The organism is Oscillibacter valericigenes (assembly GCF_016902445.1).
Taxonomy (GTDB): domain Bacteria; phylum Bacillota; class Clostridia; order Oscillospirales; family Oscillospiraceae; genus Oscillibacter; species Oscillibacter avistercoris.
In genome coordinates this window covers 21,185-45,927 of sequence record NZ_JACSNX010000007.1, presented here as the reverse complement: position 1 = coordinate 45,927, position 24,743 = coordinate 21,185, and the positions used below count along the sequence as shown (strand labels likewise).

General features: G+C 63.9%; 23 protein-coding genes and 1 other annotated feature. Of the genes, 16 read left to right on the top strand and 7 right to left on the bottom strand.

All coding sequences use genetic code 11. The features are described from left to right. Positions 1-85: 85 nt before the first annotated feature. Positions 86-333: a binding site (T-box leader), on the top strand. Positions 334-413: 80 nt separating this feature from the next. From H9X91_RS07000 to abc-f, 11 genes are all read left to right on the top strand, one after another. Further along, positions 414-1,640: a hypothetical protein gene (locus H9X91_RS07000; protein ID WP_204803853.1), complete on the top strand. Its 1,227-nt coding sequence runs from the start codon at positions 414-416 to the stop codon at positions 1,638-1,640. Positions 1,641-1,727: 87 nt separating this feature from the next. Further along, positions 1,728-2,807 (top strand): iron-containing alcohol dehydrogenase family protein, encoded by a 1,080-nt coding sequence (locus H9X91_RS06995; protein ID WP_204803852.1) that lies wholly within the window; start codon positions 1,728-1,730, stop codon positions 2,805-2,807. A gap of 380 nt (positions 2,808-3,187) precedes the next feature. Continuing rightward, positions 3,188-4,060: a phosphate ABC transporter substrate-binding protein gene (locus tag H9X91_RS06990; protein WP_204803851.1), complete on the top strand. Its 873-nt coding sequence runs from the start codon at positions 3,188-3,190 to the stop codon at positions 4,058-4,060. A 102-nt stretch (positions 4,061-4,162) separates the two neighbouring features. Beyond that, complete coding sequence (pstC, locus tag H9X91_RS06985) at positions 4,163-5,038, top strand: phosphate ABC transporter permease subunit PstC (RefSeq protein WP_204803850.1); 876 nt, start codon at positions 4,163-4,165, stop codon at positions 5,036-5,038. A gap of 6 nt (positions 5,039-5,044) precedes the next feature. Then, positions 5,045-5,926, top strand: coding sequence for a phosphate ABC transporter permease PstA (gene pstA / locus H9X91_RS06980; RefSeq protein ID WP_243414471.1), 882 nt, complete (start codon positions 5,045-5,047; stop codon positions 5,924-5,926). 14 nt (positions 5,927-5,940) lie between these two features. Next, on the top strand, positions 5,941-6,696 hold the full coding sequence (pstB, locus tag H9X91_RS06975) for a phosphate ABC transporter ATP-binding protein PstB (protein ID WP_204803849.1): 756 nt from the start codon (positions 5,941-5,943) through the stop codon (positions 6,694-6,696). 12 nt (positions 6,697-6,708) lie between these two features. Continuing rightward, positions 6,709-7,356, top strand: a complete 648-nt coding sequence (phoU, locus tag H9X91_RS06970) for a phosphate signaling complex protein PhoU (RefSeq protein WP_204803847.1) — start codon at positions 6,709-6,711, stop codon at positions 7,354-7,356. Positions 7,357-7,439: 83 nt separating this feature from the next. Further along, the gene (locus tag H9X91_RS06965; protein WP_204803846.1) at positions 7,440-8,099 is read left to right on the top strand and encodes an HD domain-containing protein; all 660 of its coding nucleotides are present in this window, start codon (positions 7,440-7,442) and stop codon (positions 8,097-8,099) included. 61 nt (positions 8,100-8,160) lie between these two features. Then, the gene (locus H9X91_RS06960) at positions 8,161-8,829 is read left to right on the top strand and encodes a response regulator transcription factor (protein WP_204803845.1); all 669 of its coding nucleotides are present in this window, start codon (positions 8,161-8,163) and stop codon (positions 8,827-8,829) included. Positions 8,830-8,849: 20 nt separating this feature from the next. After that, the gene (locus H9X91_RS06955; RefSeq protein ID WP_204803844.1) at positions 8,850-10,511 is read left to right on the top strand and encodes an ATP-binding protein; all 1,662 of its coding nucleotides are present in this window, start codon (positions 8,850-8,852) and stop codon (positions 10,509-10,511) included. Between the two features lie 357 nt (positions 10,512-10,868). Then, entirely contained in the window at positions 10,869-12,362 is a 1,494-nt protein-coding gene (abc-f, locus tag H9X91_RS06950; RefSeq protein WP_204803843.1) for a ribosomal protection-like ABC-F family protein, read from the top strand. Between the two features lie 66 nt (positions 12,363-12,428). Here abc-f and H9X91_RS06945 read toward each other — a convergent pair whose 3' ends face one another. The 4 genes from H9X91_RS06945 to H9X91_RS06930 are packed head-to-tail and all read right to left on the bottom strand — an operon-like array spanning position 12,429 to position 16,528. After that, complete coding sequence (locus H9X91_RS06945) at positions 12,429-13,130, bottom strand: cysteine hydrolase family protein (protein ID WP_204803842.1); 702 nt, start codon at positions 13,128-13,130, stop codon at positions 12,429-12,431. Positions 13,131-13,145: 15 nt separating this feature from the next. Further along, complete coding sequence (locus H9X91_RS06940) at positions 13,146-13,970, bottom strand: putative RNA methyltransferase (RefSeq protein ID WP_204803841.1); 825 nt, start codon at positions 13,968-13,970, stop codon at positions 13,146-13,148. Continuing rightward, on the bottom strand, positions 13,970-15,355 hold the full coding sequence (locus tag H9X91_RS06935; protein ID WP_204803840.1) for an MATE family efflux transporter: 1,386 nt from the start codon (positions 15,353-15,355) through the stop codon (positions 13,970-13,972). Before H9X91_RS06935 ends, H9X91_RS06940 begins: the two co-directional genes overlap by 1 nt. Before the next feature lie 36 nt (positions 15,356-15,391). Next, positions 15,392-16,528, bottom strand: coding sequence for a cysteine desulfurase family protein (locus tag H9X91_RS06930; RefSeq protein ID WP_204803839.1), 1,137 nt, complete (start codon positions 16,526-16,528; stop codon positions 15,392-15,394). Between the two features lie 213 nt (positions 16,529-16,741). On the opposite strand from H9X91_RS06930, the gene mtaB reads away from it, so the two are divergent. Continuing rightward, entirely contained in the window at positions 16,742-18,031 is a 1,290-nt protein-coding gene (gene mtaB / locus H9X91_RS06925; protein WP_204803837.1) for a tRNA (N(6)-L-threonylcarbamoyladenosine(37)-C(2))-methylthiotransferase MtaB, read from the top strand. Position 18,032: 1 nt separating this feature from the next. Then, positions 18,033-18,608, top strand: a complete 576-nt coding sequence (gene yfbR, locus H9X91_RS06920; RefSeq protein ID WP_204803835.1) for a 5'-deoxynucleotidase — start codon at positions 18,033-18,035, stop codon at positions 18,606-18,608. Between the two features lie 76 nt (positions 18,609-18,684). On the opposite strand, the gene H9X91_RS06915 is transcribed toward yfbR, so the two are convergent. The 3 genes from H9X91_RS06915 to recG form a co-directional block, all read right to left on the bottom strand. After that, positions 18,685-19,842, bottom strand: coding sequence for a hypothetical protein (locus tag H9X91_RS06915; protein WP_204803833.1), 1,158 nt, complete (start codon positions 19,840-19,842; stop codon positions 18,685-18,687). Beyond that, positions 19,839-20,306, bottom strand: a complete 468-nt coding sequence (locus H9X91_RS06910; protein WP_204803832.1) for a sigma-70 family RNA polymerase sigma factor — start codon at positions 20,304-20,306, stop codon at positions 19,839-19,841. Before H9X91_RS06910 ends, H9X91_RS06915 begins: the two co-directional genes overlap by 4 nt. A 93-nt stretch (positions 20,307-20,399) precedes the next feature. Continuing rightward, positions 20,400-22,448: an ATP-dependent DNA helicase RecG gene (gene recG / locus H9X91_RS06905; protein ID WP_204803831.1), complete on the bottom strand. Its 2,049-nt coding sequence runs from the start codon at positions 22,446-22,448 to the stop codon at positions 20,400-20,402. Between the two features lie 463 nt (positions 22,449-22,911). Here recG and H9X91_RS06900 point away from each other — a divergent pair, with 463 nt between their 5' ends. The 3 genes from H9X91_RS06900 to H9X91_RS06890 are packed head-to-tail and all read left to right on the top strand — an operon-like array spanning position 22,912 to position 24,666. Then, on the top strand, positions 22,912-23,394 hold the full coding sequence (locus H9X91_RS06900) for a sigma-70 family RNA polymerase sigma factor (RefSeq protein ID WP_204803830.1): 483 nt from the start codon (positions 22,912-22,914) through the stop codon (positions 23,392-23,394). After that, positions 23,375-24,127, top strand: coding sequence for a zf-HC2 domain-containing protein (locus H9X91_RS06895; protein WP_204803829.1), 753 nt, complete (start codon positions 23,375-23,377; stop codon positions 24,125-24,127). Before H9X91_RS06900 ends, H9X91_RS06895 begins: the two co-directional genes overlap by 20 nt. Continuing rightward, the gene (locus H9X91_RS06890; RefSeq protein ID WP_204803828.1) at positions 24,124-24,666 is read left to right on the top strand and encodes a hypothetical protein; all 543 of its coding nucleotides are present in this window, start codon (positions 24,124-24,126) and stop codon (positions 24,664-24,666) included. Before H9X91_RS06895 ends, H9X91_RS06890 begins: the two co-directional genes overlap by 4 nt. Positions 24,667-24,743: the final 77 nt, after the last annotated feature.

The following is a 24,743-nucleotide window of genomic DNA, read 5'->3' as shown; positions in this document are numbered from 1 at the left end:
GGCTCCGGCATGTGCCGGAGCCTGCGGCGGGCGTTCAGAAAATTTATGTTGACAATTCGATTCGCATCTGCTATCATCCATTACATCAAACGCAATGACGCAGAGTAGTAAGCGGCGATGTGCTTTCAGAGAAGTGCCGGGTGGTGCGAGGCACGAAGTTCACGGACCCGCCGAACTGGCTGCAGCAGCGGCTGTGCTGAAGAGAAGTAGGCGCAGACGGGGGCTCCCGTTACAGTGCAGGGATATGATGGTATCCCAGTGAGTGTGTCCTTCTATCCGGAAGGGCAAAGAAGAGTGGTACCGCGGAAGGTTTTTCATCCTTTCGTCTCTTCTGCCAAACGGCAGGAGCGACGGAGGGATTTTTTGTTGCCCTGCCAAGACCATCACCCATTTTTTTGCAGGAGGAAACAAGCATGAAAACCAAGTACGCAAAGACCCCCTTCCTTGCCGCATTCTCTGTGGGCGCGGTGCTGTTCTCCGCCCACGCCGGCGGCGGCTTTGCCACCGGCAACCAGGCCAACACCTACTACGTGGGCCTGGGCTGGGCCGGCGTGGCCTCTGCCATCGTGGCCATGCTGCTGCTGACGCTGACCATGCGGGAGGCCATGATCATGTACAACTCCCGGGGCCTCACCGGCCACAAGGAGCTGTTCGAGACGCTGTACCATCCCTTTGACAAGCTGGTCTGGCTGTTTGAGATCTTCTTCTACATCATGGTGCTGATGGCGGTGGCCGCCGCCATCTCCGGTGCCGCCTCCGCCCTGACCACGTACTTTGGCCTGAACTACTATCTGGGCGTTGTGGCCGTGGGCGCGCTGGTGCTGGTGCTGACCATCTTCGGCGCCGGCATCGTCCGGGCGGCCTCCACCTACATGGGCATCGCCATTTTGGTCACCGCCATCACCATCTATGCCGTGGGCATCTTCAACAGCGAGCGGACCATCATGGATGTGCTGGCCGCGGACTTCCAGACCACCGGCTTCGCCGATGTGCCCACCGCCATCGTGAATGCCTTCACCTACGCCGGCTTCCAGTGCGTGACGCTGCCCACCATGGTGGCCTGCGGCACCACCATGCGCAACAAGCAGGGCTGCGCCAAGGCCATGTGGATCTCCTTCGTGATGAACGCCGTGGCTCTGGTCCTCTCCGTGTTCATGCTGCTGTGCTGGGAGAACGTCTACACCGCAGTGGACGGCGGCACCACCATCCCCACCCTCACCGTGTGCAACACCATGGGCATCCAGGGCCTGACCGTGATCTACGGTGTCTGCCTGCTGCTCTGCCTGATCTCCACCGGCGTGACCACCATCTTCGGCTTTGTGGCCCGGTTTGAGAAGCTCCCGGTGTTCCGCGGCATCCAGTCCGCTCCCGTGCGCAGCGCCATCGTCTCCGCCTTCATCATCATCCTGTCCATGTCCATCTCCATGGTGGGCCTCAGCAACATCATCAAGTACGGCTACGGCTACTGCGGCTATCTGGGCATCGTCGTGGTGGTGATCCCCTTCCTGACTGTGGGCGTCTACAAAAACCGCAAGTATCTCAAGGAGCACAACGAGGCATTTGCCCCCGTGCCGGAGGAGGCTGCGCCCGCCAGAACGGAAGCCCGGCCCGCGCCCCGCGCGGCGGTGGAAGCCGAATAAAGCATGCGCCTGGCCCCGCGGCCTGACAGGCCGCGGGGCCGGAGCGGAGCAAGCGACCGGATCATCAGCAAAGGAGTGTATTGTATTATGGAAAGATCCCTGTTTCCCGGATATACCATTGGGGCGGACGCCTACGAGGACATTGGGAACGTCTGCCCGGCCTACGGCACGAAGGTGGCCATCATCGGCGGCGAGAAGGCCCTGGCTGCCGCCAAGGATAAGATTTTGAAGGCCATGGAGGGCTCCGGCCTGGAGGTCATCGGCGTGTTCTGGTACGGCGGTGAGGCCTCTGTGGAGAATATGGAGATGCTGCGGCCCCAGGTGGCGGAGGCGGACATGCTCTTCGCCGTGGGCGGAGGCAAGGCCATCGACACCTGCAAGGTCCTGGCCCACAGCATGGGCCGGCCCTTCTTCACCTTCCCCACCATCGCCTCCACCTGCGCCGCCTGCACATCTCTGGGCATCGTGTACCACCCGGACGGGAGCCTGCGGGAGTACTCCTTCTCCAAGATCCCGCCCAACCACATCTTCATCGACACGGAGATCATCGCCAACGCCCCGGTGCGCTACCTCTGGGCAGGCATGGGGGACACCATGGCCAAGCACTATGAGTGCACCATCTCCTCCCGGAACGACACCCCCGCCCACTCCGACGCCATGGGCATCGCCCTGAGCACCATGTGCGCCGCCCCCATTGTCCGCTGGGGCAGGAAGGCCATGGAGGACTGCGAGGCCCACCAGGTGACCATGGAGCTGACGGAGATCATCCTGGCCATCATCGTGTCCACGGGGTTTGTGTCCAACTTCGTCCAGGTGGATTACACCACCGGCATGGCCCATGCCATGTACAACGGCTTTACCATCCTGCCCAGCACAGAGGCCAACCATCACCTCCACGGCGAGGTGGTGTCCTACGGCATCCTGGTGATGCTGACGGCGGACAAGCAGTATGCCGAGCGGGACAAGATCTTCGCCTTCAACAAGTCCATCGGCCTGCCCACCTGCCTGGCGGACATCCACGCCCGGGAGGAGGACCTGCCCGCCGTGACGGAGAAGGCCCTAAAGGGCATCGACGTGCGGGTGTGGCCCTATCCGGTGGACCAGCAGATGCTGATCGACGCCGTCATGGAGCTGGAGGCGTACAACCGCCAGCGGGCAGAGGCGTAACATCCATTTTTAATCGGATAATCGGAGCGGGAGCGGCAAACAGCGGTTTGCCGCTCCCGTTTTTTCGGCATGAGACGTTGGAACTTGGAGAGAGAACCTCCGGTATATTGCGGCAGATGGGGTGAAGGCCGGTTAAATTTGAGAAGCCACGATCCCTGAAACGGTTACAAAACCATTCGGCGAGCGGGTGCGGATTCAACAAAGCAACAAAACAGATGGGGGAAAAGACTTGGTAAATCGTTTATATTGCGAGAAGCTTTGAATTTACCGCGGGATTTTACACAGACTTTACGAAGACCTGGTGTCGGATTTTACTTGGCGGTGTTTATACTAAGACCGTCCCTTGAGCAAAGACATCGGAAAAAGGAGTAATCTTCAATATGAAAAAAGTATTCTCTCTCTTGCTGTCCCTGACCATGGTCATGGCCCTGCTGGCCGGCTGCGGCGGCGACACCACCACGGACACTGCGGATGATTCCACCACGGATACGGCCGATACCACCGAGACCACGGAGCTGAGCGGCACCGTCAACACCAACGGCTCCACCTCCATGGAGGACGTGATGGGCACTCTGATCGAGGCCTTTAAGGAAGTGCAGCCCGGCGTGACTGTGAACTACACCGGCAGCGGCTCCGGCGCTGGCATCACCGGCGCTCAGGAGGGCACCTGCGACATCGGCCTGGCTTCCCGCGACCTGAAGGAGGACGAGACCGGCGTCAGCCAGATCACCGTTGCCAAGGACGGTATCGCCATCATCGTCAACCCCGAGAACCCCGTCTCTGACCTGAGCATCGAGCAGATCGCCGCTCTGGCCACCGGCGCCACCGCCAATTGGTCCGAGGTGGGCGGCAATGACGCTGAGGTCGTGTTCATGGGCCGTGAGGCCGGTTCCGGCACCCGGGACGGCTTCGAGTCCATCACCGGCACCGAGGAGGCCTGCGTGTACCAGAACGAGTACACCTCCACCGGCGAGGTGGTCGCAGGTGTTGCCTCCAACCCCAACGCCATCGGCTATGCCTCCCTGTCCGCTGTTGAGGGCGATGACACCGTGAAGATCCTGACCGTGGGCGGCGTGGCTCCCTCTGAGGAGACCGTTCTGGACGGTACGTACGAGATCCAGCGCAACTTCAACTTCATCATCAACGACAGCACGGCCCTGTCTGACGCCGCTCAGGCCTTTGTCGACTGGGCTACCTCCACGGAAGCCTCTGACCTGATCGCCGGCGCCGGCGCTGTGCCTGTTGCCGAGTAAGTCAACAACACGTCCACATGATCGTCGGAGTGCCCCCTTGATTTCGAGGGGGCACTCCGCATGTAAGAGTCAAGACCCTTTTGAGAAAGGCCGGTATTTACCATGAATGCCACGAAACAAAAAATCCGACCGATGGAGTGGATCATGAACGCCGTGTTTTTTATCTGCGGCTTCATTGCCATCGTGTTCGTGCTCTTTATCAGCATCTATCTGATCATCTCAGGGCTGCCTGCCATCCGGGAGATCGGCCTGGTGGACTTTCTGTTCGGGACCGAGTGGGCCTCCACCGCCGCTGAGCCCAAATTCGGCATCCTGCCCTTTATTCTGACCTCCATTTACGGCACCTGCGGCGCCATCCTCCTGGGTGTGCCGGTGGGATTCATGACCGCGGTGTTCCTGGCAAAAGTGGCCCCTCCCAAGCTGGCCGCTGTGGTCCGCCCGGCAGTGGACCTGCTGGCGGGCATCCCCTCCGTGGTCTACGGCCTGATCGGCATGATGGTGCTGGTCCCGGCCGTGCGCAAGGCCTTTGACCTGCCGGACGGCGCCAGCCTGTTCTGCGCCATCATCGTCCTGGCCATCATGATCCTGCCCTCCATCATCTCCGTGTCCGAGACCGCCCTGAAGGCCGTCCCCCCGGAGTATGAGGAGGCCAGTCTGGCCCTGGGCGCCACCCACATCGAGACGGTGTTTCGGGTCAGCGTGCCCGCGGCCTCCAGCGGCATCGCCGCGGCGGTGGTGCTGGGCATCGGCCGCGCCATCGGCGAGGCCATGGCCATCATCATGGTGGCGGGCAATGTGGCCAACATGCCCTCCCTCTTCTCCAGCGTCCGGTTCCTGACCACCGCCGTGGCCAGTGAGATGGCCTATGCCTCCGGCCTGCAGCGCCAGGCGCTGTACTCCATCGCCCTGGTGCTGTTCATTTTCATCATGATCATCAACATTGCACTGAACACGCTGCTGAAGCGGAAAAAGGGGTGAGCGGGAATGGAAGAGAAAACGATCACTATGCAGCCCCTCTCCGGCCGGCGCAGGGCCTATGACCGGGTGCTCCGGTTCCTGCTGTATTTCTGCGCCACGCTGACCTGCGCCCTGCTGATCTTTATCATCGGGTACATCTTTGTCCGGGGCCTGCCCCACGTCACCTGGGAGTTTTTGAGCACGGAGCCCAGCTATATCAACGATACCATCGGCATCCTGCCCAACATCACCAATACCATTTATATCGTGGTGGTGACGCTGATCATCATCCTGCCCCTGGGCGTGGGTGCAGCCGTATACCTGACGGAGTACGCCAAAAACCAGAAGCTGGTGGCCTCCATCGAGTTCGCAACGGAGACCCTGACCGGCATCCCGTCCATCATCTTCGGCCTGGTGGGCATGCTGTTCTTCTGCGAGCTGCTGGGCCTGCAGGCATCCCTGCTGGCCGGCTCCCTGACGCTGGTCATCGCCACCATCCCCACCATCATCCGCACCACACAGGAGTCCCTGAAGACGGTGCCCCAGTCCTACCGGGAGGCATCCCTGGGCCTGGGCTCCGGCAAGTGGCACATGATCCGCACGGTGGTGCTGCCCTCTTCCATCGACGGCATCGTCACCGGCTGCATCCTGGCCATCGGCCGCATCGTGGGCGAGAGCGCAGCCCTGCTGTTCACAGCCGGCATGGGCATGAGCATGAACGACTTTTTCGGCTCTGTCAGCAACTTCATGCACTCCTCCGGCTCCAGCCTCACAGTGGCGCTGTATGTGTACGCCCGTGAGCGGGCGGAGTTCGACGTGGCGTTTGCCATTGCCGCCATTTTGATGCTGCTGACCCTGATCATCAACCTGGCCGCCAGCCTGGTGGGCCGGAAACTGAAGAAAAAATAATAGGAGTGTGCCAAATGTCCTCCATCATTGAAGTGAAAGATCTGAATCTGTGGTACGGGGCACACCATGCCCTGCACAGCGTGAATATCGACATCCCCGAGCATGAGATCACCGCCCTGATCGGCCCCTCCGGCTGCGGCAAGTCCACCTTTTTAAAGACGCTGGACCGCATGAACGACCTGGTGCAGGGCGTCAAGATCAAGGGCACGGTGGCCTATCGGGGGCAGGACATCTATGCCCCCGGCGTGGACGTGACCTGGCTGCGCAAGCAGATCGGCATGGTGTTCCAGAAGCCCAATCCCTTTCCCATGAGCATCTATGACAACGTGGCCTACGGCCCCCGGACCCACGGCATCCGCTCCCGGGCAAAGCTGGATGAGATCGTGGAGAACTCCCTCCGCTCCGCCGCCATCTGGGACGAGGTGAAGGACCGGCTGAAGAAGAGCGCCCTGGGCCTCTCCGGCGGCCAGCAGCAGCGGCTGTGCATCGCCCGGGCCCTGGCAGTGGAGCCGGAGATCCTGCTGATGGACGAGTCCACCAGCGCCCTGGACCCCATCTCCACCTCCAAGATCGAAGACCTTGCAGTGGAGCTGAAAAGCAAGTATACTGTAATCATGGTGACGCATAACATGCAGCAGGCCGCCCGCGTCTCTGACAACACGGCGTTTTTCCTGCTGGGCGACCTGGTGGAGTACGGCAAGACCGAGGTCCTGTTCTCCACGCCCACGGACAAGCGCACGGAAGACTATATTACCGGCCGGTTCGGCTAAGGAGGATGCCAGGTGAGAAACAAATTTGGTGAGCAGCTGGAACAGCTGCATGTGGAAATGATCCAGATGGGCGCCCTGTGTGAGGACGCCATCTCCGCCGCCGCCCAGGCCCTGATGAAGGGCGATGAGGATCTGGCGCAGGCCGCGGAGGAGGCCGAGCGGGAGATCGACCAGAAGGAGCGGGAGGTGGAGAACCTCTGCCTGAAGCTGCTGCTGCAGCAGCAGCCTGTGGCAAGAGACCTGCGGGAGATCTCCTCTGCCCTGAAGATGATCTCCGACCTGGAGCGCATCGGCGATCAGGCGGCGGACATCGCGGAGCTGACCCGGTTCGTGCGCCTGCCGGATGGACCCGGCCGCCAGCGGATCGAGGAGATGTCCAAGGCCGTCATCCGCATGGTGACGGACAGCGTGGACTCCTTCGTCAAGCGGGATCTGGACCTGGCACGGGAGGTCTGCCGGGAAGACGATCAGGTGGATGAGCTGTTCAACCAGGTGAAAAAGGAGCTGATCAGCCTGATCGCTGCCGATGCCGCCTCCGGCGAGCTGTGGCTGGATATGATCATGGTGGCCAAGTATCTGGAGCGGATCGGCGACCACGCCACCAATGTGGCGGAGTGGGTGGAGTACTCCATCACCGGCAACCATCCCTCCAATAACTGACTGGAAGAGCACCGCCGCACCCCGCGGCGGTCGCGCCCTATCCGGACACGGCGGTGCCGGCCGGAGCGGAAGGGGGAGATGCAGTGCTCACATATGAGGACATCAGAAATGACCCGGCCATCCGAACGTATATCCAGCGGGCGGATGAGTCCCTGGGCGCCCTTGGATATACGGAACACAGCTTTGCCCATGTGACGGTGGTGGCGGAGAACGCGGCCTATATCCTCACCACGCTGGGGTATCCGGAGCGGACGGTGGAACTGGCCAAGATCGCCGGCTTTCTCCATGACATCGGAAATCTGGTCAACCGGGTGGACCACTCCCAGTCCGGGGCTGTGATGGCGTTCCGCATTCTGGACAATCTGGACTGTCCGCCGGAGGAGATCGCCGTCATCGTCACCGCCATCGGCAACCACGACGAGGGCACCGGCGTGCCGGTGAACGCCGTGGCGGCGGCCCTGATCCTGGCGGACAAGTCCGATGTGCGCCGCAGCCGGGTCCGCAACCAGGACATTGCCAGCTTTGACATCCATGACCGGGTGAATTACTCGGTGAAAAAATCCAGGCTGAAGATCAATGAAGAGCGGTCCCTGATCAAGCTGAAGCTGTCAGTGGATACCAAATACGGCTCTGTCATGGAGTATTTCGAGATCTTTATGGAGCGGATGATCCTCTGCCGGAAGGCGGCGGAGAAACTGGGCCTGCAGTTCAAGCTGATGATCAACGAGCAGCAGCTGATCTGACCGGCGGCCCGCCCCTCCGCCCTTCCAGTGGGGCGGAGAGACTGAATTTGGAGGGATGACTGTGATTTATCTGCTGGAGGATGACGACAGTATCCGGGATTTTGTGATCTATACCTTGAACAGCCAGGGCATGGAGGCCAGGGGCTTCCCGCTGCCCTCCCTGTTCTGGCAGGCCGTGGGGGAGCAGCTGCCCTCTCTGGTGCTGCTGGATATCATGCTGCCGGAGGAGGATGGCCTCAGCGTGCTGAAAAAGCTGCGCGCCACGCCCCGCACCGCCAAGCTGCCGGTGATCATGCTGACGGCAAAGAGCACGGAGTACGACAAGGTGGTGGGGCTGGACGGCGGCGCCGACGACTATGTGGCCAAGCCCTTCGGCATGATGGAGCTGCTCTCCCGCATCCGGGCGCTGCTGCGGCGGACGGAGACGGAGAACGGCATCCTGCGCTGCGGCATCCTGGAGGTGGATCCGGGCCAGCACATCGTCCGGGTCCGGGGCCAGGAGGCTGCCCTGACCCAGAAGGAGTTCGAGGTGCTGTGCCTGCTGCTGCGGAATCCCGGCCAGGTCCTGTCCCGGGAGCAGCTGATCGAAAACGTCTGGGGCTATGCCTTCACAGGGGAGAGCCGCACCGTGGACGTCCATGTTCGGACGCTGCGCCAAAAGCTGGGAGAGGCCGGAGCGTACATCGAGACTGTCCGGGGCTACGGCTATAAGATCAGCCCTGCGGACTGACCGGAGGCGGAAGTAGGGACATGACGAAACGGATTTTTCGATCCATCCTGGCAGTGTCTCTGGCAGTGCTGCTGGCCAGTCTGGTGCTGATCGTGGGGGTGCTCCACGGCTATTTCCAGGACCGGGTGGCAGACGAGCTGGAGAGCCTGGCGGAGTATATCGCCCATGGCGTGGAGGAGACGGGAGCGGACTATCTGTCAGAGGATCTGCCCAACAGCTACCGGGTCACCTGGGTGGACACGGACGGCACCGTGCTCTTCGATAATCAGGAGGATCCGGCCAGAATGGAGAACCACGGCCAGCGGGAGGAGATCCGGGAGGCGATGACCCTGGGAAAGGGCCAGGCCGCCCGCTATTCCGCCACGCTTTCCCGCCAGACGCTGTATGTGGCCCAGCGGCTCTCTGACGGGACGGTGCTGCGGGTATCCAGCGACCAGTACTCTGTCTGGATGCTGGTGCTGCAGGCGCTGCAGCCGGTGGCGCTGATGATGCTGCTGGCCTTCGTCCTGGCCATGGTGCTGGCATCCCGGGTGTCCCGGCAGCTGGTGGAGCCCATCAACAACATCGACCTGAGCGACCCTGCCGCCAGCGAGACCTATGAGGAGCTGACGCCCCTGCTCTCCAAGCTGCGCAGCCAGCAGCGGCAGATCCAGCGGCAGATGCGGGATCTGAAGCGCCGGCAGGAGGAATTCATCGCCATCACGGAGAATATGAGCGAGGGCTTTCTGGTCATCGATCAGGAGACCCGGGTGCTGACCTACAACTCCGCAGTGCTGCGGCTGCTCTACGCCCAGGACCCGGCAGAGGAGGGGGAGAGCGTCTACGCCCTGAACCGGGAGGCCGGCTTCCGCCGCTGCGTGGAGGAGGCCCTGGCCGGCCGGCGCTGTGAGCAGCTGCTGGAGAAGGACGATGACTGCCGCCAGATCATCGCCAGCCCTGTGGAGCAGGACGGCCAGATCGCGGGCGCGGTGCTGGTGATCCTGGACGTGACGGAGAAGGAGCAGCGGGAGCGGCTGCGGCGGGAGTTCACCGCCAACGTCTCTCACGAGCTGAAGACGCCTCTGACCTCCATCCTGGGCACGGCGGAGATCATGAAGGGCGGCCTGGTGAAGCCGGAGGACATCCCCCACTTTGCCGGGAACATCCACCGGGAGACGGAACGGCTCATCGGGCTGGTGAACGACATCATCAAGCTCTCCCGTCTGGACGAGGGCGGCGGCCTGGGCCAGTGGGAGACGGTGGATCTGTATGAGCAGGCGCGGGCCGTGCTGGAGCAGCTGGCCCCTGCGGCCCAGCGGAAGCAGGTGACGACTCAGCTCCGGGGCGACAGGGCCCTGGTGCGGGGCGTGCCCCAGATCGTGGAGGAGATCGTCTACAACCTCTGCGACAACGCCATCGCCTACAACCGGCCCGGCGGCAGCGTCACCGTCACGGTGGAGGACACCGCCTTCGGCCCCCGGATCACGGTGGCGGACACCGGCATCGGCATCCCCAGAGAGGCCCAGGGCCGGGTGTTTGAGCGGTTCTACCGGGTGGACAAGAGCCACTCCTCCGGCGGCACGGGGCTGGGGCTCTCCATCGTCAAGCACGGGGCGGCCTATCTGGGCGCTCAGGTGGAGCTCCACAGTGAGCCGGGCCACGGCAGCACCTTTGTCCTCACGTTTCCCAAAGCGGAGGCATAAAAGGGTTGCAATCCCGGCGGAAGTGTGCTAGGATAGCCAAGAATCAAGAAATGAACGGAGGGGTGTGAAGATGCGGATCTGAGCTTTCGTGTTTTGGCAGAACAGAGGGACGCTGCGGCGGAGACGCCGCCGGCATCTCCATGCCATCACAGGGAAGGCAGACCGCTGACGCACCCAGACGCCCCACGGCCCCGGAAACGGGGCGGACGGCGTTTGCCCGGCCGCAGGAGAGGTCTGCTCTCCTGCGGCCGTTTTTTTGTGATGCAAAGGCATCGCGCAACGGGACCGCCCCATGAAACCGCCGTTCCTGCGGCATCTGCCGGCGCCTGCGGCGTTTACGCAAAGGAGGAATGCAATATGTCGATGATCGACGTCTCGGATCTGACGTTTGGATATGAGGGCAGCCCGGAGCTGATCTTTGACCATGTGAGCTTTCAGATCGACACCAGCTGGAAGCTGGGATTCACCGGGCGGAACGGCCGGGGGAAGACCACCTTCCTGCGGCTGCTGCAGGGGAAGTATCCCTACAGCGGCACCATCTCCGCCTCCGTGGCGTTCGAGTACTTTCCCTACGAGGTGGCGGACCTGTCCCGGACAGGGCTGGAGGTGGTGCGGGAGATCGCCCCGGAGGCGGAGGACTGGGAGATCCAGCGGGAGCTGGGGCTCCTGGACCTGGCGGAAGAGGCCCTGGAGCAGCCCTTCTCTGTCCTCTCCAACGGGGAGCGGACGAAAGTGCTGCTGGCGGCCATGTTTTTGAAGGAGAATGCCTTTCTGCTGATCGACGAGCCCACCAACCACCTGGACCTGGAGGGGCGGCGGAAGCTGGGGGGCTATCTGGCCCGGAAGCGGGGATTTCTGCTGGTGTCCCATGACCGGGCGTTCCTGGACCAGTGTGTGGACCACATCCTGGCCATCAACCGCACCCATATCGAGGTCCAGCGGGGGAACTTCTCCTCCTGGTGGGAGAACCGGCAGCGGCAGGACGCCTTCGAGCTGGCCCGGCAGGAGAAGCTGCAGCGGGACATCGGCCGGCTGACGGAGTCCGCCCGGCGGGCCTCCGGCTGGTCGGACCGGACGGAGAAGAGCAAGTTCGGCGTGGACAAGACCGGCGCCAAGGCCGCCGACCGGGGCTTTGTGGGCCACAAGGCCGCCAAGCTGATGCAGCGGTCCAAATCCATCCAGCGCCGCCGGGAGGAGGCGGTGGAGGAGAAGCGGCAGCTGCTGCAGGATCTGGAGCGGCAGGAGACGCTGGCCGTCTCGCCGCTGCCCTGCCGGGCGGGGATCCGGCTGGCGGAGTTCCGGAACGTGGCCGTCTGCTATGACGGACGGACCGTCTGCGAGGATGTCACCTTTGAGGTCCTGGCGGGGGAGCGGATCGCCCTGGAGGGGGGAAACGGCTGCGGCAAGTCCAGCCTGCTGAAGCTGCTGCTGGGGGAGAACATCCCCCACAGCGGCACTGTGGAGACCATGAGCGGCCTGGTGATCTCCTATGTGAGCCAGAGCACAGACCACCTGCGGGGCAGTCTGACGGACTTTGCCCGGGAGCAGGGGCTGGACGGCAGCCGGTTCCGGACCATTCTGCGGAAGCTGGACTTCCCCCGGGAGCAGTTTGAGCGGGACCTGGCGGACTACAGCAGCGGCCAGAAGAAAAAGGTGCTGCTGGCCGCCAGTCTCTGCACCCAGGCCCACCTGTATGTGTGGGATGAGCCGCTGAACTTCATCGACGTCATCTCCCGGATGCAGGTGGAGGAACTGCTGCTGGCTTGCCGGCCCACGCTGCTGTTCGTGGAGCACGACGCCCGCTTCTGCGAGGAGATCGCCACACAGCGCGTCCGGATCTGGCGGGCGTGATGCGTTAAAAACGGACGCCCTCCGCGATCACGGAAGGCGTCCGTTTTTCTTTGCGATTCTCTGCGGTCACCAGAGGTCGGGCCAGAACGTCTGCCCGTCCTCCGTCCGGAAGGGCTCGGGGACCGTGTCCTCATCCAGCATCCGGGCCCGGATGGCGGCGGAGAGGTCCTCCACCGTGTCGGGGCCGTAATCGGCGAAGGCCGTTGAGTCCATGAGAATGGCGCCGGCACGGGCCATGTCCTCCAGATTCACCCGCTGGATCTCCTCCGTGTGGGAGGAGCAGCAGTCGGTCAGCACCACGGCATTGTACTCCAGGGCGATGGCGTCATAGCAGGTGGTGCGGATGCAGTTGGGGGTGGTGGTGCCGGTGAGGATCACCGTCCGCACGTCCAGCCGCCGGAGGATCAGGTCCAGCTCTGTCTGGAAAAAGGCGCTCCACCGGGGCTTGAGGATGGTGTAGTCCCCGGGCTGGGGCCGCAGGCCCTCCGGCGCCTGGGCGCTGTTGGGACCGGTGGAGGCGGGCTGGCAGGCCCGGCCGCCGGCCACCCAGCCGGGGTAGCGGGTCAGCTCCACATCGCTGCCGTCGGAGCGGTAGACGCGCTTGACAAAAAACACCGGGATGCCCTTGGACCGGGCCAGCTCCACGGCCCGGACGCAGTTGGGGACCATGGACTGGGCGAAGCGGATCCAGTGGCCGCCCTCCGGATGGACGAAGCCGTTCTCCATGTCGATGACCAGCAGGGCGGAACGGGTGGGATTGGGTTTCATCAGCAGGACCTCCTGTCAGGATTTTTGAAAGATATGGATGCGGAAGGAGATGCGGGCGGTGAGGGTATCCAGGGCCGCCAGCCGCACGGCCCCCGCCTTCGGCGTCTTCCAGTAATAGGGCGTCATCTGGAACAGGGCGTGGATGTCCGCCTGACAGGGGAGCGTGATGGTGTCCTCCACCGGCACGATGGACCGGTAGGCAAAGCCCTCATAGGGCGTCTCCTTTTCCTCATTGGGATAGGGCCGGTCGTAGAGGACCTGCTTCAGCTCCCAGAGGTGGTCCGGCCCGGGCACCACGTAGAGGAAGCGGCCGCCCGGCTTCAGCACCCGGCGGAATTCCTCCAGCGCCAGAGGGGAGAAGCAGTCCAGCAGGATATCCGCCGTCCCGTCCGCCACCGGCAGATGGAAAGAGGAGGCCACGGCCCATTCGACGCCGCGCGCCCGCCTGGCGGCGGACCGGAGGATGGCTTTGGAGATGTCCGTGCCCGCCATCCGGGGCGTTTTCCCGGCGGCAGTCAGGGCCTGATAGATACCGGCGGTATAATAACCCTCTCCACAGCCTGCATCCAAAATCACCGGTGAATCGCCGGAGTGGGACAAAATCTGACAACAAAGGGTATTCAAAAGCGGGGCATAATACCCTTTGGAGAGGAAATCCCGCCGCGCGGCGGCCATGCCGCGGTCGTCGCCGGGAGCGGCGGAGTGTTTTTGGTTGGGGGGCAGCAGGTAGGTGTAGCCCTCCCGGGCGATATCATAGCTGTGGCGGTTCGGACAGCGGTAGACATGCGTCTCCCGCGTCAGGGGCGCGCCGCAGACTGGGCAGCGAAAGAGGCTCTCCATCACAGTCCCTCTTCCGTCACGTTGTTGATCCACTTCCGGCTCCGCAGCCGCAGGATGCCCCAGGGGCACTTGCACACGTTCTCCGACTGGATGCACAGGCATACCACTGCCACCGGCGCGTTGAACACCAGAGCTGTCAGGAAGGTCAGGGGCACAGCGATGACCCACTGGCAGCTCAGGTCGATGATGGAGGCCGTGCGGGAGTCGCCGCCGGCCCGCAGCAGGCCGGTGATGTTGGTGATGTCAAAGGCCTTCAACGGCAGCATGAAGAGATAGACCACACACATGATGACGGCGATCTCCAGAGCCAGGCCCTTCAGGTGGAACAGGGGGTAGAGGTAGGGAATGAAGACAGTGGGCAGCAGCACGGCCAGGCACAGGGAGACCGCCAGGCCAACACCGAAGGAGACCGTCAGCAGGCAGCAGCCCACGGAGTAGACTTCTTCCCGGCCGGCACCTTCGCCGATCCGCTTGCCCACGATGACGGCAGTGGCGCCGGCAACGCCGAAGCAGGCCACGGTGGAGAACTTGTCGATGTTGCCCATGATGGCGTAGGCCGCCAGGATGTCGGTGCTGATGGCCATATGCCCCATGATGGCGGTCATGACGCTGACGCCCAGGCCCCACAGGACCTCATTGACCAGGACGGGAGTGGCGTATTTCAGAAAGCTGTGCACCATGGCCCGGCCCGGCCGCAGCAGCAGGTGGGGCATCAGCGGGACCCGGTGGTAGTGGGTGGCATAGCACAGGACCATGACCACCTCCACCACCCGGGAGATCAGGGTGGCGATGGCGGCACCGGTGATGCCCAGGGCGGGAGCACCGAGTTTGCCGAAGATCAGGATGTAGTTCAGGCAGGTGTTGGTCAGCATGGAGATGCCGAAGACGATCATGCCCATGGCAGGGTTCTCCGTGCTGCGCTGCATGCCGATGTAGACGGAGCTGATGGTGTTGAAGATATAGCTGAGTCCCACGATCCGCAGATAGGGAGCGCCCAGCTCGATGAGCAGGCCGTTGTTGGTGACCAGGGCCATGACCTGAAGGGGGAAGAAAAACAGCACCACGGCCACGGAGACCGCGATGATGAGGCCGGCGTAAAGGCTGACGCCCATGCAGCGGTTGATGCTCTCGGTGTCCCCTTTGCCCCAGTACTGGCTGGCCAGGACGGAGAGGCCGCTGAGCAGGCCCAAAATGATGATCTGCAGCATGTAGATGGGTGTGTTGGCGGCCGTGACGGCAGACAGCTCGTTCTGCCCCAGCATGCCCACCATGAAAGTGTCCACAAAGCCCAGGGATGTGGTGATGAGATTCTGCAGGATCAGCGGCAGCGCCAGATAGAACAGCCGCTTATAAAAACCGGGCTCCCGGTGAAGATGACGCAGCATAGAAACGAAACCTCTTAACTGTGAAGTGGATATGCCTTACAGCATGGGCATCCGGGTGTCATGGTGCCGCTGGAGGGCCTCGGCGCAGGCGTCGATGTCGGCGGCGGTGGTCTCCGGGCCGAAGCTGAGGCGGATGACGCCGCCGGAGACCTTCTTCGGCAGCTTCAGGGCGGCGATGACATGGCTGGGCTTGCCCTGGTGGCAGGCGGAGCCGGCGGAGATGCAGATGCCCTGCTGCCCCAGGTCGTTGACGATGTTCTGGCTGGGCCAGCCCACCAGAGAGACGGAGAGCACGTGGGGCGCCCCGCCAGGAGCGGAGAGGACCTTCAGATCGGGGATGGCGGCCAGCCGCTCCACGGCGTAGTCCCGGATCCGGGCCATGTGGCGGAGCTTGTCCTCCAGGTTTTCCAGCCGCAGTTCTGCGGCCTTGGCAAAGCCGGCGATCTGGGCTGTGGCCTCGGTGCCGGCCCGGAGGCCGCTCTCCTGCTCTCCGCCGGCCAGCAGGGGCTTGGGGTTCTTTACCCGCTGGCCGATGTACAGGGCGCCGATGCCCTTGGGGCCGCCGATCTTGTGGGCGGAGATGGTGAGGAAATCCGCCCCCAGGGATCTGGCGGTGAAGGGGACCTTCAGAAAGCCCTGGACGGCGTCGGTGTGCAGCAGGGCCTTGGGATTCTTCGCCGCCAGGCCCCGGGCGATGTCGGCGATGGGGTAGACGTTCCCCAGCTCGTTGTTCACCAGCATGACGGAGATCAGCGCCGTGTCCGGCCGGACGGCGTCCAATACCTGCTCCGCAGTGATGGAGCCGTCCTGGGCCGGAGCCAGGTAGGTGACCTCGTACCCCTGCCGTTCCATCCAGCGGCAGGCCTCCAGCACGGCGCTGTGCTCCACGGCGGTGGTGACGATGTGGCGTCCCACGTGGCGGTTCTGCCAGCAGGCGGCGGTGACGGCCCAGTTGTCCGCCTCCGTGCCGCAGGAGGTGAAGAACAGCTGCCTGGCGTCACAGCCCAGGGCACCGGCGATGGTACGGCGCCAGGATTCCACCCGGCGCTTCATCTCCAGCCCCAGGGGATACTGGGAGCTGGGGTTGCCGAACTGCTCGGTCAGCACCTCGTACATGGCGTCCGCCACCGCCCGGGGGACAGGCGTGGTGGCGGCGTGGTCCAGATAGATCATATGGAAAAACCCTCTTTCTGAAAAGGAAAACGGTCGCACGTTTAAATATTATATAGAGAAAACAGAAAAAAGGCAAGGAGAACTTGCCGGTTCCTGGCGGGTGTGGTAAGATGGACCAGAAGAAAGTCCGGAAGGAGACAACGCATCGGACGCCCTGCCTCTGCCGCCCTCTGCCGGATCCGCTTCGGCCAAAACCCCACCGGAGGAATCGACATGAAAATTGCCATCTACACCTTGGGCTGCAAGGTGAACCAATACGAGTCCCAGGCCATGGAGCAGGCGCTGCGGGCCCGGGGGCACGCCGTCGTGCCCTTTGCGGAGGAGGCGGACGCCTATATCGTGAACACCTGCTCCGTCACGGCGGTCAGCGACCAGAAGTCCCGGCAGGTGATCCACGGCATCCAGCGGAAGCACCCCGGCGCCGTGGTGGCGGTGTGCGGCTGCTATTCCCAGACCCACGTGGACGATGTGCGGAAGCTGGGGGTGGACCTGATCGCCGGCACCGGCGACCGGACGGGCTTCATCCGCCTTCTGGAGGAGACCGCGGCGGAGAAGCGGCAGATCGAGGCCATCGACCAGCCCTTTGAGCGGCGGGTGTTCGAGGTGCTGCCCGCCGGCGGGCTGGAGGGCCGCACCCGGGCCATGCTGAAGGTTGAGGACGGCTGCGTCAACTTCTGCACCTACTGCATCATCCCCTATGCCCGGGGTCGGATCCGGTCTCTGCCCATCCCCACGGCGGCGGAGCAGACCCGGCAGCTGGCGGCGGAGGGCTACCGGGAGATCGTGGTGACGGGCATCGAGATCTCCTCCTGGGGCCAGGACCTGAAGAACGGCGAGACCCTGATCGATCTGCTGGAGGCCGTCTGTGCCGCCGCGCCGGACGTCCGCATCCGGCTGGGGAGCCTGGAGCCCCGGACCATCACCGAGGACTTCTGCCGCCGGGCGGCGGCCCTGCCGAACCTCTGCCCCCAGTTCCATCTGTCCCTGCAGAGCGGGTGCGACGACACCCTGAGACGGATGAACCGAAAATACGACACGGCTCGATATGTGCAATCTGTTGCGCTTTTAAACCAATATTTTGCGCATCCGGCCGTGACGACGGACCTGATCACCGGGTTCCCGGAGGAGACGGAGGAGGAATTCTCCCAGACCCTGGACTTCCTCCGCCGGTGCGGCTTTGCCCAGATGCACATCTTCCCCTACTCCATCCGGCCCGGCACGCCGGCGGCGCAGATGCGGCAGGTGCCGAAAGCTGTGAAGGAGGAGCGGGCCCACCGGGCGGCAGAGGCGGCGGCGGAGCTCCACCGGAAGTATCTGGCGGACTGCGTGGGGGCGGTGTACCCCGTCCTCTTCGAGCAGCCCAGGGATGGCAGATATGTCGGCCACGCTCCCAACTACATGGAGGTGCTGGCGGAGGGCACGGATCTGCACAACCAGATCCGGAGCGTGAAGATCACCGGCAGCGACGGGGAGTCCCTGCTGGGTGAGATTTTGGAGGACTGACATGAAGAGCCACTTCTTTGCCTATATTTCCCGGATGCGGTTCATCCAGCGGTGGGCCCTGATGCGGAACACCGCCCCGGAGAACGTCCAGGAGCACAGCCACCAGGTGGCCGTCCTGGCCCATGCCCTGGCGGTGATCCGCAACGAACAGTTCGGCGGGCATCTGGACCCCGGCGCCGTGGCGGTGGCGGCGCTGTACCACGACGCCAGCGAGATCCTCACCGGCGACATGCCCACCCCCATCAAGTATGACAACCCCGCTATCCGCAGCGCCTACCAGGACGTGGAGACGGTGGCGGAGCGGAAGCTGCTCCAGATGCTGCCGCCGGAGCTCCAGGGGGTGTACGAGCCCATCCTGACGGAAGCGGACCCGGAGATCCGGCAGGTGGTGAAGGCGGCGGACAAGCTCTCCGCCTACATCAAGTGCGTGGAGGAGCTGAAGGCCGGCAACAACGAGTTCCGGGAGGCCGCCGGCCAGACCCTGCGGGCGCTGGAGAGCTACGGCCTGCCGGAGGTGGCCTATTTTCTGGAGACGTTCATGGACAGCTTCTCCCTGACGCTGGATGAATTGAAGTGAAACAGCAGGGAAGCCGGCGGGCACTGCCCTCCGGCTTCCTTTTGCGTCTGTATGGGATTTTAGTAGGGACAGCGCCTCACGCCAGGGGAACCGTCATGCCGCCCACCTGGATGGCTGCTACCTGGCTCACGTCCAGCAGGTCCCGGAAGGAGCCGCTAAAGGACAGGGAGAAGGGGAATTCCTCGCCCTGCTTGCGGCTGGTGTGGCCACTGTATCCTCCACTACGGTTCAGGCCCCGCACCGGCAGGGTGCTGCCGTCTGTCAGGACCAGGGAGGTGTCGGAGATCAATTCCTCCATGTCCAGATAGGTGGTGTTGCCGGTGAGGTGCAGGCTGATGGTGAAGGGGGACAAAACCACCTGAATGGAGGTGCCATCCTGCTGGTAGGAGGCCGTCAGCGTCTGGGAGCCCCCCGTCGGCCGGAAGGTCACCAGGGCCGGGTGGTCTGTGACGGCGGTGTCTACGCCGTCCACCCGCAGGACGGGTGGCGTCAGCAGCACCGTCACCGGCTGGGCGATGAAGTCGACGCTGCCGGATTCCACGGCGATGCGGAAGAGATAGGTGAGGGTGTTGGCCTCCATGTCATAGCCCTGGCTCTCCGAGCCGCCGGTCGTCCCGCTGGTGTGTTTTGCCAGGGCAGATCCCATCAGGGCTTTTTCCCTGCCCACATAACTGATATAGGCGTTGGGATCAGTCCAGTCGATGTCCGCCCACATGCCCTGATCGGCGGCCTTCAGGTCCTCCCAGGAGACGTCGCCGGTGAGGTAGTAGGAGATGTCCGGCAGGCCGATCCCATTCACCTGGCGGTCCTCGCTCTCATAGGCCATTGCCACGGCCTCCCGGTCCACCGTGTCCGGCAGCTGGTAGTCCAGGATCAGATAGAGATTTTTCTCATCCACCAGGGCCTGCCGGAGGGTCAGCGTCACATCGTCGCAGACAGAGGAGATGTTTACCTCCTGGAAGGCCTTCGCCGCCATGGGGGTCTCCGCCGCGCCGGGGCCGAAGTAGTCAGTGAAGATGTCATCCCAGTTCACCAGCACCGCCGCCCCTACGGACAGTGTCAGCGCCACGGCTAGCACCGCCGCCAGCGCCGCCTTGCGGACAAAGCCCTTGGGCCGAAAGACGGCGGGCCGTGCCTGTGGCATCGGCTCTGTCGACAAAATGGCTTCCCGCAGCCGCGCTTCCAGCTCCGGCGGGGGCGCGCAGTGTTCCATTGCGTCGTGATAGCGATTCATAAGTGTTCCTCCCATGTTGACCGCAGGGCGTCCCGGCCCCGCTTCAGCCGCATTTTCACCGTGGGCACCGTCACCCCCAGGAGCCGCGCGATCTCCCGGAGGGAGTACCCCTCGTAGTAGTGGAGGTGGAGGACCGTCCGCTGGGGCTCCGGCAGGGCGGCCACGTGTTCCAGCAGGCCCAGCTCCTCCGGCGTGACGGCGGCGGAGGCGGCCTCCAGCGGCAGGTCCGACCGGCTGGAGCGTTTCCAGGCGTCCCGGCACTGGTTCAGGGCCACCCGGAACAGCCACCGCCGCTCGTGATCCGGCGAGGCGAAGGTCGGCGCCTGGTAGAGCCGCTTGCAGAACACCTCCTGCAGCACGTCCTCCGCGTCCGCCGGGTTCTTCATCTGGAGGAGGCAGAACCGATACAGAGAGGGCCCATAGGTCCGGTACACCTGCTCAAAGAGCCGCTCCGATTCGGTCACTGGCCTCACCTCCTTCTGTTTTCATTACGAATGAGCGGGCAGAAAGGTCACGGGGGGAATGGAAAAAAGCGCCCCGGCAGACGCCGGGGCGTTTCAGTTCAGAGTGTCCGCTGCCTGGGTGAACAGGGCCTGGATGCGCTCCGCCGTGGCAGGGCAGGAGATGAGCTCCGGGTCCTCCGCCAGCAGCTGCCGGGCGGCGGCCTGTGCCTCCTGCAGCAGCAGGGTGTCGCAGCCCAGGTCCGCTACCTTCAGGCCCGGCAGGCCGTGCTGCCGCTGGCCGAAGAAGTCGCCGGGGCCCCGGAGCCGCAGATCCTCTTCGGCAATTTTGAAACCGTCGGTGGTCCTGGTCATCACCTTCAGCCGCTGCCGGGTCTCCTCGTTCTGGTTGTCGGAGATCAGAATACAGTAGGACTGGTGTTTCCCCCGTCCCACCCGGCCCCGCAGCTGGTGGAGCTGGCTCAGGCCGAACCGCTCCGCGTTCTCGATGACCATCACGGCGGCGTTGGGCACGTCCACCCCCACCTCGATGACGGTGGTGGACACCAGGATGTCCGTCTCCCGGGCGGCAAAGGCGGCCATGACGGCATCCTTCTCCCTGGGCTTCATCTTGCCGTGGACAAAGGCCACCTTCAGGTCGGGGAACACCTCCGCCTGGAGTTTTTTGGCGTACTCCGTCACCGCTTTGCGCTCGTCGGGGAGCTCGTCGTTTTCCTCTACCATGGGGCAGACGATGTAGGCCTGGCGGCCCTCTCCCACCAGCTTGCGGATGAAGCTGTACACCCGCTGGTGGTAGCCCCCGGTGACGGCGAAGGTCTGCACCGGCTGTCTTCCGGGGGGTAGCTGGTCGATGACGGACACGTCCAGGTCCCCGTAGAGGATGAGGGCCAGCGTCCGGGGAATGGGCGTGGCGGACATGACCAGGATATGGGGGTGGTCCCCCTTGGCGGCCAGGTCCGCCCGCTGGGCCACACCGAAGCGGTGCTGCTCGTCCGTCACCACCAGCCCCAGGTCGCGGTAGGCCACACTGCCGGTGATGAGGGCGTGGGTGCCGATGGCAAAGTCGATCTCCCCGCTCTCCAGCTGGGCGGTGATGGATTTTTTTGTTTTGGCGGTGGTGGAGCCGGTCAGCAGGGCACACCGGATGCCCAAATTTTCCAGAAGGGGGGCCAGGCCCTGGTAGTGCTGCTGGGCCAGGATCTCCGTGGGGGCCATCAGGGCCGCCTGGCGGCCGTTCTTCACGCAAAAAAACACACAGGCGGCGGCCACCATGGTCTTGCCGGAGCCCACGTCTCCCTGGACCAGGCGGTTCATGGGGGTGCCGGAGCGCATGTCCGCCAGGGCCTCCTCCACGCAGCGGCGCTGGGCGTCCGTCAGGGTGAAGGGCAGAGCGGAATAGAAAGGCTCCATGTCCACCTGGCCGCAGGGGGGCACGTGGACCACCTCCCGGCGCTGGCGGAGCCGCTCCAGGCCGATGGTGAAGAGGAACAGCTCCTCAAAGGCCAGCCGCCGCCGGGCCAGGTCCAGGGCCTCCGCGCTCTCCGGAAAGTGGATGTTCTCGTAGGCGTACTCGATGCGGCAGAGCTGATGGTCCCGCCGCACGAGGTCCGGCAGCACGTCCGGCAGAATGTCGGCGCAGGCGTCCAGCCCCTGGCGGATGGACCGGGACAGGATCAGCTGGCTGACCCCGGCGGTGAGGGGATAGATGGGCACGATGCGGCCGGTGACCTCCCGCCGCCCCTCCGGCTCCACCACGGGATTCGTCATCTGGCGGCGGAAGAGGGAGCCCTCCGCCCGGCCGTAGAAGACATACGTCTCCCCCTGGCGCAGGTTATTTTTCAGCCATGCCTGGTTGAAGAAGGTCACGTTCAATTCCCCGGTGTCGTCCACCGCCCGGAGCTTCACCAGGTCCAGCCCGCGGCGGATATGGGAGACGGTGGGGGGAGATGCTACCATGGCGGCCACGCCGGCGGCCTCGCCGGGCACCAGGTCGGCGATGCGGCGGAGCTGGGTGCGGTCGTCATAGGCCCGGGGGAAGTAGGAGATCAGGTCCCGCAGGGTGGCGATGCCAAGCTTGCCCAGGGCCTTGGCCCGCTGCTCGCCGATGCCCTTGATGTACCGTACGTCTGTGTTCAGGTCCGCCATTGGATCACCTCCCGCCTTGCAAATCACTGGCCTCCATTATATAATGGCGCCAGAGAAAAAACAAGGAGATGAGGCGGATGGGGACCTGGAGGAAATGGGCGGGCTTCGTGATCTGGTGCGTGGTTCTGTTCGGCGGGATGATCCTGGCCGGGACCGGTTTGTGGCCCCTGGGGGCGGCAGCGGCGGCGGTGGGCGCCGTGGGACTGGTCCTGTGGGGCCGGCGGTATACGGCTGTATTTGTGTGCCCCGCCTGCGGCGCAGAGTTATCGGGGCGGGACTCCCGATCATCCAAGTGGGGCCCGGATGGGAACAAAATCATGTGCTGCCACATTTGCGGAGCCATGTTTCCCGTAGAGGAATGCCGCAGAAAAGAGTCATAAAAAAGTGTCCGGTCCTCCGGACACTTTTTTTGTAACGAAACCGCCGCCCATGCGTCCTATGGCAGAGAGAGGGAGGTGAGGCTGTGCCGGATTTTGAGGAGATCTATCAGACGTATTTCGCCGACGTGTACCGCTATGTCCTGGCTCTCAGCCGGGACGCCCACACGGCGGAGGAGGTGACCCAGGAGACCTTCTTCCGGGCTCTGGCCTCCATCGACCAGTTCCGGGGGGACTGCCAGCTGCGGGTGTGGCTGTGCCAGATCGCCCGGAACCAGTACCTCTCGCTGTGCCGGGAGCGAAAGCGCCGGGGGGAGTTGGGGAAGGACCCGGGAGACGACGGCATCGAGCGAGGCTTCGCGGACCGGGACGCCGCCAGGCGGCTCCACCGGCTGCTCCACGACCTGCCGGAGCCCTATAAGGAGGTGTTCTCCCTGCGGACCTTCGGGGAGCTGCCCTTCGCCCAGATCGGGGAGCTGTTCGGCAAGACGGAGTCCTGGGCACGGGTGACCTATTTCCGGGCGAGACAGAAATTGAAGGAGGGATTTGATGGACCGGCTGGACCATGACATCGTGCAGGACCTGCTGCCCCTGTACCACGACGGCGTCTGCTCGGAGAAGAGCCGGGCGGCGGTAGAGGAACATCTGAAAACCTGCGAGACCTGCCGGGCCACCCTGGCGGCCATGGACGCGCCCCTGCCGGGGGCTGAGAAAGAGGCCGCCGCCGACGACGCGGCGGCGGTGCAGAAGATCTCGGAGGAATGGAAAAAAACCAAGTGGAAGGCGCGGCTCAAGGGAGCGGCCATCGCGGCGGCGGTGTGCGCAGTGCTGGTGGGAGGCTGGCTGGCAGCCACCCAGCTGCATTGCTTTCCGGTGGACCCGGAGAAGATCGAGATTACGAATGTCCGCCAGCTCTCCGACGGACGGATCCTGTATCACTTCTATATCGACGACGACCTGGGCTTGCGCAATATCTACTTTGAGTTTAATGAGGAGGGTAATGCGTATTATGTGCCCCGGCGGGCATTGATTACGGAAAAGAGGATTTCGCACAGCTCCAATGCGGCGGATATGGATATGATCCTGGATATGAAGGAAATGCAGGACTATGCCCAGACAGATGGTATCCATGCCGAAATCACGGCGGTCTGGTACGGTATGGGCGAGGACCGCGTTCTCCTGTGGGAAGAGGGAATGGACTTGCCAGCCGCCAGTGCGGCAGACGAGGCAGAGTGGGGATACAGTGCACCCAGTGCTGCCTACTGGGAGGCCCACTATGGTCCCTTGGAGGCGACGCCATGACCGGGGCGCAGCTCCGCCGCCGGGGACTGAAGTTGCTGGCAATCATTCTCGCCGCCTTCGCCCTGCTTTCTGCCGTGTGGTATGTCACCGCCTACCGCCCCTATGACGCATACGTCTCCGCCCTGCGGGCCCAGCCGGGCTTTCGGGAGGACCCGGGCTTCCCGGAGTGCGGCGTGGACGGGGAGGGCTGCACCTGCAACGTGGCCCGGCCCGGCTTCCTCCACTGGACGGGAAATCTGGGGATCGGCCTGCCTGCGCTGACGCTGGAAAATGGGGAAGAGGCGGTATTCACAGACTCCCTGATCATCTGGCCCCATATGCTTGGGGAGCCGGAGCTGGGCGTAATTTTGTACGAGTACGACGTTCAGGAGGGCGGCGTCACCTGCACCGGCCATCAGCTGTATATCGCCCCGGACGGGACCTATATCCCTTACGGCGACGCGGCGGAGGACGCTGCCAACCAGGCGGTGCTGGCGGCCCACCGGGAGAATGTGGAGGCGCTGCTGTCCCGGGCCCGGGAGATCTGGGGGATCCCGTGACCTGCGCGGCCCGCCGGCCGCTCGGACGATACAGAAACAGGCGGCCCGCCGGGAAAACCCCGGCGGGCCGCCTGCCT

Bases quoted from the DNA above. Each gene is read 5' to 3' on its own strand.
- H9X91_RS06895 (WP_204803829.1), top strand. From the start codon at position 23,375: ATGGACCGGCTGGACCATGACATCGTGCAGGACCTGCTGCCCCTGTAC.
- H9X91_RS06955 (WP_204803844.1), top strand. From the start codon at position 8,850: ATGACGAAACGGATTTTTCGATCCATCCTGGCAGTGTCTCTGGCAGTG.
- pstB (WP_204803849.1), top strand. From the start codon at position 5,941: ATGTCCTCCATCATTGAAGTGAAAGATCTGAATCTGTGGTACGGGGCA.
- recG (WP_204803831.1), bottom strand. From the start codon at position 22,448: ATGGCGGACCTGAACACAGACGTACGGTACATCAAGGGCATCGGCGAG.
- H9X91_RS06940 (WP_204803841.1), bottom strand. From the start codon at position 13,970: ATGGAGAGCCTCTTTCGCTGCCCAGTCTGCGGCGCGCCCCTGACGCGG.
- abc-f (WP_204803843.1), top strand. From the start codon at position 10,869: ATGTCGATGATCGACGTCTCGGATCTGACGTTTGGATATGAGGGCAGC.
- yfbR (WP_204803835.1), top strand. From the start codon at position 18,033: ATGAAGAGCCACTTCTTTGCCTATATTTCCCGGATGCGGTTCATCCAG.
- pstA (WP_243414471.1), top strand. From the start codon at position 5,045: ATGGAAGAGAAAACGATCACTATGCAGCCCCTCTCCGGCCGGCGCAGG.
- H9X91_RS06995 (WP_204803852.1), top strand. From the start codon at position 1,728: ATGGAAAGATCCCTGTTTCCCGGATATACCATTGGGGCGGACGCCTAC.
- H9X91_RS06890 (WP_204803828.1), top strand. From the start codon at position 24,124: ATGACCGGGGCGCAGCTCCGCCGCCGGGGACTGAAGTTGCTGGCAATC.
- H9X91_RS06915 (WP_204803833.1), bottom strand. From the start codon at position 19,842: ATGAATCGCTATCACGACGCAATGGAACACTGCGCGCCCCCGCCGGAG.
- H9X91_RS06945 (WP_204803842.1), bottom strand. From the start codon at position 13,130: ATGAAACCCAATCCCACCCGTTCCGCCCTGCTGGTCATCGACATGGAG.
- pstC (WP_204803850.1), top strand. From the start codon at position 4,163: ATGAATGCCACGAAACAAAAAATCCGACCGATGGAGTGGATCATGAAC.
- H9X91_RS06990 (WP_204803851.1), top strand. From the start codon at position 3,188: ATGAAAAAAGTATTCTCTCTCTTGCTGTCCCTGACCATGGTCATGGCC.
- H9X91_RS06930 (WP_204803839.1), bottom strand. From the start codon at position 16,528: ATGATCTATCTGGACCACGCCGCCACCACGCCTGTCCCCCGGGCGGTG.
- mtaB (WP_204803837.1), top strand. From the start codon at position 16,742: ATGAAAATTGCCATCTACACCTTGGGCTGCAAGGTGAACCAATACGAG.
- H9X91_RS06935 (WP_204803840.1), bottom strand. From the start codon at position 15,355: ATGCTGCGTCATCTTCACCGGGAGCCCGGTTTTTATAAGCGGCTGTTC.
- H9X91_RS07000 (WP_204803853.1), top strand. From the start codon at position 414: ATGAAAACCAAGTACGCAAAGACCCCCTTCCTTGCCGCATTCTCTGTG.